14 protein-coding genes and 1 pseudogene are annotated in these 13,487 nt (G+C 55.8%); 10 read left to right on the plus strand and 5 right to left on the minus strand.

Features of this window, described 5'->3' with window-relative positions; genetic code table 11:
- A partial coding sequence (locus FHX05_RS29835; RefSeq protein ID WP_246699169.1) for an alpha/beta hydrolase occupies positions 1–863 on the minus strand: 863 nt, incomplete at its 3' end.
- Positions 864–1,232: 369 nt separating this feature from the next.
- Here FHX05_RS29835 and FHX05_RS29840 point away from each other — a divergent pair.
- A pseudogene (locus FHX05_RS29840) lies at positions 1,233–2,241 on the plus strand (LysR family transcriptional regulator).
- Between the two features lie 303 nt (positions 2,242–2,544).
- Here FHX05_RS29840 and FHX05_RS29845 read toward each other — a convergent pair.
- From FHX05_RS29845 to FHX05_RS29855, 3 genes are read right to left on the minus strand one after another with little or no spacing between them, the layout of a single operon-like run.
- The gene (locus tag FHX05_RS29845) at positions 2,545–3,054 is read right to left on the minus strand and encodes a hypothetical protein (protein ID WP_183876452.1); all 510 of its coding nucleotides are present in this window, start codon (positions 3,052–3,054) and stop codon (positions 2,545–2,547) included.
- Positions 3,051–4,079 (minus strand): cyclopropane-fatty-acyl-phospholipid synthase family protein, encoded by a 1,029-nt coding sequence (locus tag FHX05_RS29850; RefSeq protein WP_183876454.1) that lies wholly within the window; start codon positions 4,077–4,079, stop codon positions 3,051–3,053. Before FHX05_RS29850 ends, FHX05_RS29845 begins: the two co-directional genes overlap by 4 nt.
- 3 nt (positions 4,080–4,082) lie before the next feature.
- Complete coding sequence (locus FHX05_RS29855) at positions 4,083–4,883, minus strand: DUF1295 domain-containing protein (protein ID WP_183876456.1); 801 nt, start codon at positions 4,881–4,883, stop codon at positions 4,083–4,085.
- A 171-nt stretch (positions 4,884–5,054) separates the two neighbouring features.
- On the opposite strand from FHX05_RS29855, the gene FHX05_RS29860 reads away from it, so the two are divergent.
- The 5 genes from FHX05_RS29860 to FHX05_RS29880 are packed head-to-tail and all read left to right on the plus strand — an operon-like array spanning position 5,055 to position 9,326.
- Positions 5,055–6,425, plus strand: a complete 1,371-nt coding sequence (locus FHX05_RS29860) for an NAD(P)/FAD-dependent oxidoreductase (protein WP_183876458.1) — start codon at positions 5,055–5,057, stop codon at positions 6,423–6,425.
- Complete coding sequence (locus tag FHX05_RS29865; RefSeq protein WP_112611379.1) at positions 6,422–7,255, plus strand: DUF1365 family protein; 834 nt, start codon at positions 6,422–6,424, stop codon at positions 7,253–7,255. The genes FHX05_RS29860 and FHX05_RS29865 overlap by 4 nt, the downstream gene beginning before the upstream one ends.
- Positions 7,242–8,474 carry a cyclopropane-fatty-acyl-phospholipid synthase family protein gene (locus FHX05_RS29870; RefSeq protein WP_183876460.1) on the plus strand — a complete coding sequence of 411 codons (1,233 nt, stop codon included), beginning with the start codon at positions 7,242–7,244 and terminating at the stop codon, positions 8,472–8,474. The genes FHX05_RS29865 and FHX05_RS29870 overlap by 14 nt, the downstream gene beginning before the upstream one ends.
- Positions 8,475–8,502: 28 nt before the next feature.
- Positions 8,503–8,874 (plus strand): DUF2147 domain-containing protein, encoded by a 372-nt coding sequence (locus tag FHX05_RS29875; RefSeq protein ID WP_112611383.1) that lies wholly within the window; start codon positions 8,503–8,505, stop codon positions 8,872–8,874.
- 32 nt (positions 8,875–8,906) lie between these two features.
- Positions 8,907–9,326 carry a DUF2177 family protein gene (locus tag FHX05_RS29880; RefSeq protein ID WP_183876467.1) on the plus strand — a complete coding sequence of 140 codons (420 nt, stop codon included), beginning with the start codon at positions 8,907–8,909 and terminating at the stop codon, positions 9,324–9,326.
- A gap of 38 nt (positions 9,327–9,364) precedes the next feature.
- On the opposite strand, the gene FHX05_RS29885 is transcribed toward FHX05_RS29880, so the two are convergent.
- The gene (locus FHX05_RS29885) at positions 9,365–9,865 is read right to left on the minus strand and encodes a TspO/MBR family protein (protein ID WP_348648366.1); all 501 of its coding nucleotides are present in this window, start codon (positions 9,863–9,865) and stop codon (positions 9,365–9,367) included.
- A gap of 135 nt (positions 9,866–10,000) precedes the next feature.
- On the opposite strand from FHX05_RS29885, the gene FHX05_RS29890 reads away from it, so the two are divergent.
- From FHX05_RS29890 to FHX05_RS29905, 4 genes are all read left to right on the plus strand, one after another.
- On the plus strand, positions 10,001–10,654 hold the full coding sequence (locus tag FHX05_RS29890; protein WP_183876462.1) for a sigma-70 family RNA polymerase sigma factor: 654 nt from the start codon (positions 10,001–10,003) through the stop codon (positions 10,652–10,654).
- Entirely contained in the window at positions 10,651–11,301 is a 651-nt protein-coding gene (locus FHX05_RS29895) for a ChrR family anti-sigma-E factor (protein WP_112611387.1), read from the plus strand. The genes FHX05_RS29890 and FHX05_RS29895 overlap by 4 nt, the downstream gene beginning before the upstream one ends.
- Positions 11,302–11,725: 424 nt before the next feature.
- Positions 11,726–12,835 carry a PAS domain-containing protein gene (locus tag FHX05_RS29900; RefSeq protein ID WP_112611389.1) on the plus strand — a complete coding sequence of 370 codons (1,110 nt, stop codon included), beginning with the start codon at positions 11,726–11,728 and terminating at the stop codon, positions 12,833–12,835.
- Between the two features lie 14 nt (positions 12,836–12,849).
- Positions 12,850–13,245, plus strand: coding sequence for a response regulator (locus FHX05_RS29905; protein ID WP_183876466.1), 396 nt, complete (start codon positions 12,850–12,852; stop codon positions 13,243–13,245).
- Positions 13,246–13,487: the final 242 nt, after the last annotated feature.

The following is a 13,487-nucleotide window of genomic DNA, read 5'->3' on the forward strand; positions in this document are numbered from 1 at the left end:
AGTTGTTGTAGGAAATCGATCATTGCGGCACTGACGTCGGTGGCACGCTCCTGTTGGGTCCAGTGGCCGCAACCGGGCAGTATCAACGGGCGGCGCAGCTTCGGAACAAACTTGGCCTGAAGCGGAATAAATTCACGATTGGCGGCGGCGACGAAATCGCGGTCGCCCGCGACATAGAGAGCAGGAACTGTCACCTTCGCGCCTTGTGTCATCCCTAAAAGCTCCCAACTTCGATCGATGTTGCGGTACCAGCTCAAGGGGCCACGGAAGCCGCTGCAGGTGAATTCTTCGATGTAGACCTCCAACTCGGCAGACGTGATCCAGTTGGGCAAAGGTGGGTTCTCCGGCAGAGCGGCACCGCTTCGTGGGATCATTCCAGGCTTAAGGTCGGCGCTCGCCGGGCTAGCGGCCTGCAACACCTCCCCAGACATCTGGTAGAAGAGGGAGCGCAGCGTCTGCCGCCTATTCTGCTCCATTCCGATTTCGGCTTGAGGAGTAGCTAGATAGAGCTGGTAGTAAACCGCCTTGTCGTTCTGCGGCATGAGCGTTGTCGGCAAAACCGAGGTGCCGAACCCTCGGGGCCTGAAGGGGGCACTGAGGCCAATGACGGCACGGAACTTATCCGGCCGCATCAATGCAGCCTGCCACGCAATGGTCGCTCCGAAATCATGACCGGCGATGACCGCCTGCTCGACACCCAGGGTATCCATCAGGCCCACCATATCGCCGATATAATCAAGGATGGTGTATTTCCCTCCATCCGGCGGGCAGTCGCTGCGACCATAGCCCCGGAGATCCGGCGCAATCGCACGAAACCCGCCTGGGCCAGCATCGTCAGCTGATGCCGCCACGAATACCAGCATTCCGGAAAGCCATGGAGGAGGATCACGAGAGGCCCCGAACCCTGCTCCACAACATGCACTCGTATGCCATTGGCATCGACTACGTGGTGCGTAACTTCCGGCATCTGCGGATCCACCCAGGATGTCGGCTCATCGTCATGCCTGACGAACCCTGCCGCTACGGCCAGAAGCGGTCTAGCAGCCACGGTACTTGCGAACGCTCCTGACCCCAACAGCACCGCGCGTCTCGATAGGCGGGCTTCGTCGTTGTTGGATTTGGGGCCTCCAGCCTCTCGTCCATTGCGGTTTGCCATCCGTGTCACTCCGTTTCGCAAGGAAACAATATGACCCCTTTCCGAGAGCGACTATTCTCGATAATGTTCATGGGCTATGAAGCAGAACTTCACGGTCCGACAAGGCGCCCTGGATGGTGTCGAGGCATTCCTGAGCGTCGCCGAGCATCGCAATTTCCGTCGTGCTGCCGCTGAGCTGGGGGTGACTCCCTCCGCAGTCAGCCAGGCCATCCGGGCTCTCGAAAGCCGGATGGGAGCGCCGCTTTTCATTCGCACCACGCGCAGTGTCGGTCTTACCGAGGCAGGAGAGCGCTTCTTTTCGCGGGCTAAACCGGCCTTCGAAGAACTCGTTGCGGCCAGTCGGGCAGCTTATGACCTGGGACAGCGGCCATCGGGGCTACTCAGATTGGCCGTGCCGCGCGCGGTCGTGCCGATCCTCTTGGAACCTCTCCTTGCGTCATTTTCGCAGGCCTATCCTGAGATCGAGGTTGAGATCGCCGTCAGCGAGGAATTGGTCGATCTCGCCGCGCATGGGTTCGATGCCGGTATTCGCATGGGCCAGTTCATCGCCGCCGACATGGTGGCGGTGCGTATGACGCCGCCTTTCCCGATGGTGGTCGTTGGCAGTCCCTCTTTATTTCTCAGGTCGCATTCAGCCGAACCAGCCGGAAGATTTGCGGGAACATGCGTGCATAAGATGGCGGCGGTCGAACGGCGCGCTCGCGCTTTGGTCCTTCACGACAAACAGTGGTGTCTTGGAGTTGGCGGTCACCGGCCCGCTGATTGCAAATGACTTTCCTACCCTGCTTGGGGCAGCGCTCCAGGGTATGGGCCTCGCGCAGCTTCCACGCCCGATTGTCGCTTCTGCGCTGGAGGCGGGAACGCTCAAAAGTGTCCTGGAACCTTTCGCTGCCATTACACCAGGGGTTTTCCTCTACCTTCCCAATCGTCGGCAGATGCTGCCGAAACTCCGCGCGTTCATCGATCATGTGAAGAGTAGCAATGCTGTTCGCGAGACGGTCGGAATGTCAGCCAATAGCCGCACTCAGCCGGTAGGCGGGATAGGGGAAGGTGCGCCAGCCCGCAGGTCACGAAATGACCGCTAGCTTGTTCGAACGCGCGGGCCGCTCATCTGGCTATAGGTCGCGCCATGGTCGCGACGAAACGCAAAATGGAGCGAAATCTCAACACGATGAATAATCGGCCTTGTCCGGCAAACTGTTTGGCAACCCTACACACGTTCGAGAATAGAGCCTCATCGCACGAAGGCATACGATTCATTCAGTTAGATAAATGCCAGAAAGGGTCGCCGGTTCACCTCCCTTCAAGAGCGTCGAATATAGCGATTGTTGAAGAGCTCTAAAGCGCTACGCCTGAGCTCGGCTCGTCTAGAAAGACGTGTTTTCGGGCTATGTGCCGGCATAGCGCGCGCCAATAAAGGTCATCAGACTGGCCACTGCAAAGACATTGATGTTCATCAGCATTGCGATCTGGCCACCGGTCCATGGAAAGACCGGGTCCTTGAGCCTCCACCAGCATATCGCAAAACAGACAAAGATGCAGCAAACAAGGCCCCGCTGCCACCATTTCTCATCGGGTTGGAACGAGACTAGTGTCAGCGCCATGCAGGGTGCAAGGAATAGAAGTGTGGCAGACGCTCTTCCGAAAACGATGGATTCGAATACGGTATCGATCGTGCCGATCAGCGGCAGCGCCAGCCGGGCACTAAACGGCGATTTTCCAGCGATCAAAGGTACCGCCAGAAAAAAGGGAATGGCGACGAGCGTTATGGCTGATGTTTCAACGCCATCGCCAACCAGCCACCAAACAAACATTGGGTAGAACGGCTTGTTGGCTACGATGACCCAGGCAATGGCAATCGTTGCTCCGGTCCTTGCATCGAGCGCAGGCCGCCTCATCCCGCTGGCCTCAGCAAATAGTGACCTACGCCCCAGACATGACCGTTCTCATGGCCGAAGAGGCCAGCGGTGGCGAGGAAAAAGAGCCGCCAACGGCGCTGCCAGAGTGTGCTGTCCCTCCCATAGACCTTGGCGAAGATCGGCTGGATGCGCTCGATCTCACGGTCGAAATTGGCGAGCCAGTCGAGTGCCGTCCGGCGGTAATGCATGCCCGACCAGCGCCATTCCTTTTCGACTGAAAGCAGATCGGCAAAGCGATACGGCAGATCATGTGCCGGCATAATGCCGCCGGTAAAGAAATGACGGGCAATCCAGTCGGCCGGATCCTGGTGGTTGAAGCGATAGGAGCGGTCCTTGTGGGTGAAGACATGGAGGAAAAGCTTGCCGTGCGGATTGAGCCATTCGCGGACACGCTCCAGCAAGGTGCGCCAGTTGGACATATGCTCGAACATCTCGACCGAGATCACGCGATCAAAGCGTCCATCGGCCGCAAAGTCGTTCATGTCTGCCGTGATGACGGTAAGATTGCCGAGATCGTGCTTCTGCGCCATGGCGAGAATGTATTCGCGCTGTGAGGTGGAGTTCGAAACCGATGTAACCCGCGAATTGGGAAATTGCTTCGCAAGATAAAGGGACAGCGAACCCCAGCCGCAACCAAGTTCCAGGATACTGTTTCCATCCTCGATTTCGGCATGCTCCACAGTTTCGGCAAGTGCATAAGTCTCGGCTTCCGCCAGCGTCGTATGGGGGGCCGGATAAAGGCAGCAAGAGTATTTTCGTTGAGGTCCCAGGGTTAAGCTGAAGAATTCCGCCGGGACTTCATAATGCTGTCGGTTGGCCTCATCGGTGTGCGTCGCTACCGGAAAGCTGCCCATTGCCTCGACGAACGTATTTTCCGCATCTTGCGAGATCAGCGACAGACGGTGTTTGGTGCGTGCACAGAGAAAATCTATCCCAGCCAGCGTCATGCTGTCCGTAAGCGGTGCGCGCTCTGCGGCGTTGATCGCAAATGCCAGCATATTCATCGACTATTCTCCTTGGGAAACGAATTCGGTTTTGCGAGGGCCTGGAAAGAAGGCGTTCACACGCTTCCGCAGTGCGCGAAATTTATCGCCGCGCGAGCGCAGCATATGCTCTTCCAACGGGGGAATTCCGGATACATGCACCAGCAGCCAATACATCAACGCCGGTGCGAGCAGCGATAACAAGCTCGTTGGCGAGCTTGTGACGGCGAATAGCGGCAGGCAGCACCAGAACAGCCATTCGAAAAAATAGTTCGGATGGCGGGAATAACGCCACAACCCCGTCTCGCAGACCTCAGTCTTGGCTTCTGGCCTTCTGCGAAATCGGGAAAGCTGCGCATCTGAAAGCGCCTCTCCAGCGAGGGCTGTGGCGGAAAGCAACACGGCAACGAAATCCGTTACCGCCGGATAGGCCTTGTCATTGATCGCCGCGAGATAGATCGCGAATACAAGGATGAAAGCCGCAAGAGCCTGAACCTGCAGAAAGATAAAGAGCCGCGAGCTGGCACTGGCGCCCCAGTCCTTCATCATTTTGGCATAGCGCGGATCTTCTCCGCCGCCTTTGGTGCGAACTCCAATATGCCAGGCGAGCCGCAGCGCCCAGGCTGCCACGATCATTATCAGCGTCATCCGGCGCGAGAATGAGCCTTCTGCACAGCCGGCGGTGAGGATGCCGCCCAAGCCCACAGCCGCGGACCAAATGGTGTCGATCCACCCGCTCATACCGGTTTTGCGCTGCACGATCCAGGCGGCGGCCATCGCCAGAGATATGCCGACAGCCACGATAGCTAGAAGAAACCAATCCATCCGTTCGCTCGCATTGATGCGCTCTTGTGTCGCTGTGCATTATTTACGGACGGTCGGTTGAACCGGTTTCGTGCTACTCGAAAAAATTCTCTCTTTGTGTGAAACCAGCCGCCGCCGCCCTCCGTATCTGTCTTGAAAGCCAAAAGCTTATTGCGGGAGCCGAGGGGTTTTATGGGTAGCTACGATCGAAACGGCGGCCGCCGTCTGAACATTGCGATAATAGGAAGTGGCATTTCGGGACTGTCGGCAGCTTGGCTTCTCTCAAATCGCCATGACGTGACTGTCTTCGAAGCAAGCGATCGGCTCGGTGGCCATAGTAATACGGTGACATTCGAAAGCGCCGCAGGCGCTGTTTCCGTTGATACAGGCTTCATTGTCTACAACGAGCTCACATATCCTAATTTGACGGCGTTGTTCCGCACGCTCGACGTGCCCACGGCTGCCTCCAATATGTCCTTTGCCGTTTCGATCAACGACGGCGCCTATGAATATTCCGGCGGTAGGGGTCTCGGTCTTTTCGCACAGAAATCAAACATTGTCCGCCCGCGTTTCTGGTCAATGATGCGCGATCTGGTGCGCTTCTATCGCGATGCCCCGCGGGACTTGCCCGACATGGACGGCATCTCCCTCGATGATTATCTCTCATGCAACGGCTATGGTCGCGCCTTTCGCGACGACCATCTCTACCCGATGGCCGCGGCGATCTGGTCTACCCCTGCGATGGAGATCGGCGCTTATCCAGCGGCAAGTTTTGTCCGCTTCTGTAACAATCACGGCTTGCTCAATCTATGGGGTCGGCCGATTTGGCGCACTGTAAGGGGCGGCAGCCGCGAATATGTTGCCCGCATGACCAACAGCTTTTTCGACCGTATCCGGTTGTCGACGCCAGTAAAGTCGATAAGACGCAGATCACAAGGCGTAGAGCTTGAGGCGGCTACTGGCGGCCATCACCTCTTCGACGATGTGGTGATCGCCACCCATGCTGATCAGGCGCTTCGAATGCTTGTGGATGCAAGCACCGAGGAAAGACGTATTCTGGGTGCTTTCCGCTATTCGCGTAACGAAGCTGTCCTGCATAGCGATGTCTCGCTAATGCCGAAACGGCGCGCTGCCTGGTCGAGCTGGAACTATACAGCGGATACGCGCGACGGACCGAGCCAACCCTCCATCACCTATTGGATGAATAAGCTGCAGCCGCTGGGTTCAGCGCCGCCGACCTTTGTCACCCTCAATCCGCGCAGAGCGCCAAAGGAGGAAACCATCATCTGCCGTGAGATATATGAACATCCGGTTTTCGACCTATTGACCGATCGTGCACAGAAGGAAATCTGGTCGCTTCAAGGCATCCGCAATACCTGGTTTTGTGGCGCGCATTTCGGTTCTGGCTTCCACGAGGATGGCATCCAGGCGGGCCTTGCGGTCGCCGAGGATCTCGGTGGCTTGCGGCGGCCTTGGCAGGTCTCGCGGGAAAGTGGTCGTATCGTCCGTCAGCCGATTAGCCAGCCTGTCAAGCCGCTGCCGGGCGTGGAGGTTACCGCATGAGTGCGGAACTTCAATCTGCGCTTTTTTCCGGCCTGGTCACACATGCTCGTGTAAGGCCTAAGCAGCACAAGCTTAGCTATCGGATCTATTCTCTGCTGCTCGATCTCGATGAGCTTGACCAGATCGATCGGCGGTTCCGCCTTCTCTCCATCGATCGTTTCAACCTTTTCTCCTTCTATCGCAAGGATCGAGGCGACCGGTCAGGATCCGATCTGAGGAAACAGGTCGAGAGGAACATGCGAAGCGCCGGTATCGACCCGGATGGAGGTCCAATACGGCTGCTGACAATGCCGCGACTGTTCGGTTGGGCTTTCAATCCGCTGAGCGTGTTCTTCTGTTATTCGAAGGATGTGTCGCTCAAAGCCATCCTCTGGGAAGTGGACAACACGTTCGGTGAGCGTCACGGCTATATGATCCCGGTCGAGGCGAACGATGCGCCGGAAATTATCCAGCAGTGCGACAAGGCTTTCTATGTCTCGCCTTTTATGGACATGGATCTGCGGTATCAGTTTCGCGTGTCGCCGCCCGCCGACGTTCTTTCGATCCGAATCGAGACTTTCGATCGCGATGGGCCGGTATTGACCGCGAGGCATGTGGCGCGTCGTAGCGAGCTTACGGATCGCGCATTGCTTAAGGCGTTTTTCGCGATCCCTTTTCTGACGCTTCGTGTCGTCGGAGGCATTCATTGGGAAGCGATGAAGATCTGGCTGAAAGGTATTGGATTGCGGGTACGTCCCCATCCTCCGGAAAGCTCTGTTTCATTCGGTTGCTCATCTCCCACTGAAGTGAAAATACCCAATTCCAAGGTTGAAATTCATGAGCCATTTTGACGATTTCTCCAGCGCGTCGATGCGTGCGTCCGATAGCATAGGGGGACTCGGCCTCGTCGGGCACCTCCTCATGAGGCTATTGCGCAACGTGCGCTATGGCCATCTGAGGATCACGCTGCCTTCAGGACTGGTGGTCGAAAAATCCGGTGCCGAACCGGGTCCCGAGGCGATCGTCAACATGCGGCGTTGGCGTATGTTACCTCGCCTGATCGTTGCGGGAGATATCGGCTTTGCGGAGAGTTACCTCGATGAGGACTGGACGACTCCCGATCTAACGGCGGTCATCCGCTTCGCGGCAAGAAATACGCAAGCGTTAGCACCCGCTATCCAAGGCAGCGCGATAATGCGGCTGTTCAATCGTGCAAAGCATCTCTTCAATGCCAATACGAAGCATGGCAGCCGTCGCAACATCGAGGCACATTACGATCTCGGCAACGAATTCTACAGACAGTGGCTCGACCCGACGATGCTATATTCCTCGGGAATTTATGATGATTGTACGCACACCCTCGAAGCCGCCCAGCAAAAGAAGCTAGAGCAAGTTCTGAAAAAGCTTGCGCTCGATCACAACCAGAGTGTTTTGGAAATCGGCTGTGGCTGGGGTGCTCTTTCCGTATTCTTGGCAGCGCGTGCCAACGCCAAGGTGACGGGTATCACCTTGTCACCTTCACAGCTCGCCTGGGCAAGACAGGCAGCCGCCAGTGCTGACGTGATAGAGCAGGTGGACCTGCGCCTGCAGGACTACCGTGATCTCGATGGCCAGTTCGATCGCATCGTTTCTATAGAGATGTTCGAAGCAGTAGGCGAGGCCTATTGGCCGGAATATTTCTCGACGTTGAAACGTTGTTTGCGACCAGGTGGAAAGGCTGTGCTGCAGGTGATCTCGATTGAAGAAAAGCGCTTTGATGCCTATCGGCGCGGCTCCGATTTTATCCAGAAGCATGTCTTTCCCGGCGGCTTTCTGCCCTCTGGTTCCGCTTTGGAGGCGGCAGTTGCAAAAGCGGGCTTCAGGCTGGCAGCAAGAGAACATTTCGGCAAATCCTACGCACGAACACTTCTCGAGTGGCGCACCCGTTTTCATGCGCGCTGGCCGACCATTGCGGCCCTAGGCTTTGACGAGCGATTCCGTTGCCTTTGGCACTACTACCTGTGTTATTGCGAAGCCGGCTTTGAGGAGGGGAGCATCGACGTCGGACTTTATACACTTGAGCACGCATGAAGGTCGGCGGTTAAAAGGAGATCCAGGCATGAGAGCGATGATTGGAGCGATTGTTTATCTGGCCGCAGCATCTGCAACTAATGCGCAAGCGGCCGAAATCGAGGGCCTATGGGCTCGGGCAGATGGCAATGCCAAAGTGAGAGTTGCACCCTGCGGATCGGACGTCTGCGCGACCAATACCTGGATCAAGCCGGGAACGCCAAGCGAAAAGGCTGGTGACAAGCTGGTGATGACGATCAAACCCAGTGACGATGGCGTCTATTCCGGTGAGGCTTTCGATCCTCAACGTGATTTGAGCTACCGGATCACAGTGAAAGTGGATGGTGATCGGATGTCCACGAGGGGCTGTGTTATCGCCGGCCTGATTTGCCGGGGTGTCGATTGGACACGCATCCGCTGATCGACCGAAGGAAGGCCGCTATGGAGAATGTGGTGAAAACCTACGTCGTTGCCTATATCGTCACACTGGTTGTGTTCATCGCCATCGATTTTATCTGGCTGAGCAGCATGACCGACCGTCTTTACCGGCCTGTAATGGCAGAGATACTGGCAGCTGACTTCCGGCTCGCGCCTGCCATCGCCTTCTACCTGATTTATGCGTTTGGACTTACGGTTCTCGCTGTTCGCCCCGGTCTGATCGGGGAGTCGATCCAGACTGCGATAGTGTGCGGGGCGATGCTCGGCTTTACGGCTTATGCCACCTATGATCTGACCAATCAGGCGACACTCAAGAACTGGTCGACTGGTCTGACCTTAGCCGATCTTTTTTGGGGTACGGTCCTCTCAGGCTTTGCCGCCGGTTGCGGGCAATGGATAACGGCGCGTCTCCTCGGAACTGTTACACATGGCTGAGGATCAGGGGTGAGTGCTATTCGCGATAGCCTGCACATTCAAAGATTTAACCGCCAAATTTCGAAATTGAGCGCTATCGCGAAAGCAACCCAAACAGCGAGAGGTACAAGACTGTAACTAGCGATTCGGTCGAGAAGGCGAAACTTGAAGATTGTGAGCAGGATTAAAATCCATTGCGGAACGATGTTGATAACGCCAAGCAGCGGGCTATGGAGCGCAAAGAAGGCCCACGACCATGCGGCATTGAACGCCAGTTGCAGATAAAAGCAAATGAGCGCCGCCGACTTTTGCGGTTGGTCTCCTGGAAGTATCCATATGCGCCAGACCGCAAACGACATAGATGCGTAAAGGAAGGTCCAGACCGGCCCAAAGATCCAATTCGGTGGATTGAATGCGGGCTTGGCAAGGCCTGCGTACCAACCCTCAATGTTCGGCAGGGTCGCCCACTGTCCGAGAAGAAGGGTTAAGATAACCGGGATCGCCGCGAGGCCGGCCTTCACCAAAGGCTTTTGTTGGTCCACTGTTTTTCGCGGCATCATGATCTCTCTTCTGGCCCGCTTCCTGCACGGCGTTTGCCAAACCGAAGCCTTTGTTCCTGCTCTTCAAATCTGATACGTGGATTTTTCTGGATCGGATCATGGGATCCAAGCGGCATTGCCCATCGTAGAAAGCGCATGAATGTTTCAGCACCGCCTATCGATAGCCGTGGCAAACAGAACAGCATCATCTCCTTCGAAAGGAGACGAGCGGTGACGACTTTGCACGAGCACGATCCATTGTCGCGCGAAGTGGTCAATCAACTTGTTCTGACGATAGCAACCCGTCAGGATCGTCAGGCCTTTGCCGAGCTCTTCAATTTTGCAGCGCCCCGGATCAAGGCGTTCATGATGCGCTCGGGCTCGACGGCTGAAATTGCCGAAGAAATCGCCCAGGAGGCGATGCTTGTGGTCTGGCGCAAGGCAACTTATTTCGATCCGGCGCGCGCCAGTGCGATGACATGGATTTTCACGATAGCCCGCAACTTGCGGATTGATTTTCAGCGGAAATCAAGGTCGTCAAATCAGCCGTATGGTGACGAAACTGAGGTCATGCAGGCTGCTGAACCCACGCCTGAAGAGATTTTGTTTATCAGAGCGGATGAAGAAAAGGTTCGCGCCGCGCTTCAGGCGCTGAGTTCCGAACAGGAAGAGATCATCAGATTGTCCTTTTTCCGTGATCGTCCTCACTCTGAAATTGCCAGGGAATTGGATTTGCCGCTCGGCACTGTGAAGTCTCGTATCAGGCGTGCGCTTGGAAAACTTAGGGATATGCTGGAAGAAACATTATGACGAACAAGCATCATCCCAGCGATCAGACACTCCTGCGTTTTGCTGCAGGCACGTTGCCGGCCGGTCCTGCGCTCGTCGTTGCCGCCCATTTGAGTGGTTGCCCTTTCTGTCAGAGGCGCGTGGCGATCTTCGAGGCCATTGGGGGTGAGATGCTGGTCCGGACGGACCCCCAGGCGCTTTCTCCCGAGGCTCTTGAACAAACGCTTGCGCGTTTGGACTTGGATCACAGGGCGGGTCGCACCGCGCCGCAGCCCTCACCGGTTTCCATTGATGGCATTATTCTCCCAGGCCCGCTAGCTGGCTGCAAAGTAGGACCTTGGCGTGCCGTGGGTCCAGGCGTCCGGCTTAGCCGTGTCGGCGTGCCCCATGCGCCAGAAGCAAACGTCATTTTGCTGAAGGTTAAAGCGAACAAGCGCATGCCGGCGCATGGGCATACGAACCTGGAGGTGACGCAGGTCCTGAAAGGATCGTTCTCGGATGGCGATAGTCGTTACGAGGCAGGTGACTTCGTAGAGGGTGACGATGAGACGGATCATAGTCCTGTGATCGGTAGCGACGGCGAGTGCATATCCCTGGCGGCTATCGAAGGACGTGTGCGCTTCAAGGGATTTCTTGGCAGATTGCTCGCGCCTATCGTAGGCATCTGATTGCGTTTGAGCGCCAGTGCTGGTGGAGAAGACAAATAGCCCCGGGAACAATACTTCTTGCCGATCATTTCGTTCTGGAGTTCAACGGAGACCGTCATGTGTACTAACAGAAGATCAAAGTCACAAATTGGTTCGCGGCTAAAGCATCGCTCGTGGCTAGAGCGAATTTTTGTAAGTGTCGGATGTGGGATGCAATAGAAAATCTCTGGTCGGAAAGAGTAATCCGGCACAGTTTAGAGGAAAGTCGTCGATCGGACTTAGATGCGATTTAGGACAAGGAGCAAAGGTTTCATTTTGGTATTCGTCGGTTGACGATATGGCATGTCCCTAGATGCGGTGTCTTGGTTCCATGAACCGAAAGATTGCCTGCCGTTGAAATTAATCGGATATCCCCAATTTCGCTCCTCTAGGCACGGGATCGAGTATTATGGACCGAGATCAGGATCAGGAAGAGGCAAGGCGAGCCGGCGAACGGCTTGTAGCAGCTCACTCAAGCGAAGATCCGTTCGCTGCGGCGTTCAAGGCAACGCGCATGCCGATGATTATCACCGACCCAAACCAGCACGACAATCCGATTATATTTTGCAACGGCGCCTTTGAACGTCTAACCGGTTATTCGAACGAAGAATTGATCGGGCGCAATTGTCGAATTCTGCAGGGTGCGGAGACCAATCGAGAGACCGTTGCTGTCGTCCGCGATGCACTTGCCAACGGACGCGGTGTCTCGGTCGACATTTTGAACTATAGGAAGGATGGCAGCGCGTTCTGGAATGCATTGTTCATCAGCCCGGTATGGGATCAGCAAGGTAGAATTATCTATTTCTTCGCTTCGCAACTCGACTTTACGAACATTAGAAGCAGGGAGGCGGACCTAGCGTCCGCTCGTCACCAGGCCGAGGAAGCAGTCAAGGATCGTACGAACGATCTGCACGCAGCGCTGGCGGCTAAGACACTGCTGATTCACGAAGTTGATCATCGTGTCAGAAACAATCTTCTGACCATGGCTTCGATCGTCAAGATGCAATTAAGGTTGACGAAGGACCATGGCCAGCAAAATGCGCTGATGTCCGTGCTCAACCGAATCGAAGCGATAAGCACCGTCCAGCGTAAGCTTTTTACAACCAACGACGTCACTCGCTTTGACCTGGGTGATTTCGCGTATGAGCTCGTTTTGGATCTCCTCGGAGCTATCAAACGTGATGATATACGACTGACACTCGATATTTCGCCGGCTTATGTTCCTGCGCTGAAGGCGTCGCCGCTGTCGCTTATCGTGAACGAGTTGGTCGGCGATGCCCTCAGCCATGGGATCAGGGACAGCGGAGGTGACATTCATGTTGTCGTCAAACACTTCAACGGATGCCTCCTCATCAGGGTGGAGGATATATCGGAGCCGGTTACCCCGGATGAGGTGAGCGCAGAATTGAGTCGGCTGCTTCTGGAGAGGTCGGCGCTTCAGGTAGGCGCGACAATCGAGCGAAAGTGCGAAGGGCGGCACACGACCGTGGACGTCACTTTACGGATCGAAATCTAGGAGGAACTACTGCTTTGAAAGTCATGATCGTTGAAGACGAAATGTTGCTTGCGATGGAGCTCCAATGGGAGATCGAGGCTGCCGGTCATACGGTTGTCGGACAGGCGGCAAGTAGCGCTCAAGCACTGGAAATTTTGGAAACGTCTCCACCGGAATTTGCTTTTGTGGACATCCAGTTGCAGGACGGGCCGAAGGGTATCGATTTTGGGCGAGCGCTTGCTGAAAGGGGTATCCCGTACGTCTTTGTCAGCGGCAATATCAAAAAGCTGCCGCCGGACTTCGCGGGTGCGATAGGCGCTATTGAGAAGCCCTACACAATGAACGGAATTGCGAACGCCCTTGAATATATATCGGCGGTTGTTTCCGGAGACAAGGACCGACTGCCGCCGGCAAGTCTCGTTCTGGCTTGAAGATTGGTGATATCACCTTACAGGGTGGCGTCGCCTTAACGGATTGTGCTGAGCGAAATGATATCCGACCAGCATGACCGAAGAGCCGCTTACCCATTATCGCCGCCATCGCTTTCCAGCCGAAATTATCGCCCATGCAGTCTGGCTGGTTCTGTTGCAAAATTTGAGGTAGTCGCGTCGACCGATTGCCACGGCTGCTCAGAACGCGGCAGCCAGGCTCTCAACCTGATTAGAGATTGACG

The sequence above is a fragment of the Rhizobium sp. BK491 genome (genome assembly GCF_014194925.1).
Lineage (GTDB): Bacteria > Pseudomonadota > Alphaproteobacteria > Rhizobiales > Rhizobiaceae > Rhizobium.

What these genes read in the sequence shown, in the direction of transcription:
- FHX05_RS29845 (WP_183876452.1), bottom strand. Translation starts at nt 3,054, where the DNA reads ATGAGGCGGCCTGCGCTCGATGCAAGGACCGGAGCAACGATTGCCATT.
- FHX05_RS29850 (WP_183876454.1), bottom strand. Translation starts at nt 4,079, where the DNA reads ATGAATATGCTGGCATTTGCGATCAACGCCGCAGAGCGCGCACCGCTT.
- FHX05_RS29855 (WP_183876456.1), bottom strand. Translation starts at nt 4,883, where the DNA reads ATGGATTGGTTTCTTCTAGCTATCGTGGCTGTCGGCATATCTCTGGCG.
- FHX05_RS29860 (WP_183876458.1), top strand. Translation starts at nt 5,055, where the DNA reads ATGGGTAGCTACGATCGAAACGGCGGCCGCCGTCTGAACATTGCGATA.
- FHX05_RS29865 (WP_112611379.1), top strand. Translation starts at nt 6,422, where the DNA reads ATGAGTGCGGAACTTCAATCTGCGCTTTTTTCCGGCCTGGTCACACAT.
- FHX05_RS29870 (WP_183876460.1), top strand. Translation starts at nt 7,242, where the DNA reads ATGAGCCATTTTGACGATTTCTCCAGCGCGTCGATGCGTGCGTCCGAT.
- FHX05_RS29875 (WP_112611383.1), top strand. Translation starts at nt 8,503, where the DNA reads ATGAGAGCGATGATTGGAGCGATTGTTTATCTGGCCGCAGCATCTGCA.
- FHX05_RS29885 (WP_348648366.1), bottom strand. Translation starts at nt 9,865, where the DNA reads ATGATGCCGCGAAAAACAGTGGACCAACAAAAGCCTTTGGTGAAGGCC.
- FHX05_RS29890 (WP_183876462.1), top strand. Translation starts at nt 10,001, where the DNA reads ATGAATGTTTCAGCACCGCCTATCGATAGCCGTGGCAAACAGAACAGC.
- FHX05_RS29895 (WP_112611387.1), top strand. Translation starts at nt 10,651, where the DNA reads ATGACGAACAAGCATCATCCCAGCGATCAGACACTCCTGCGTTTTGCT.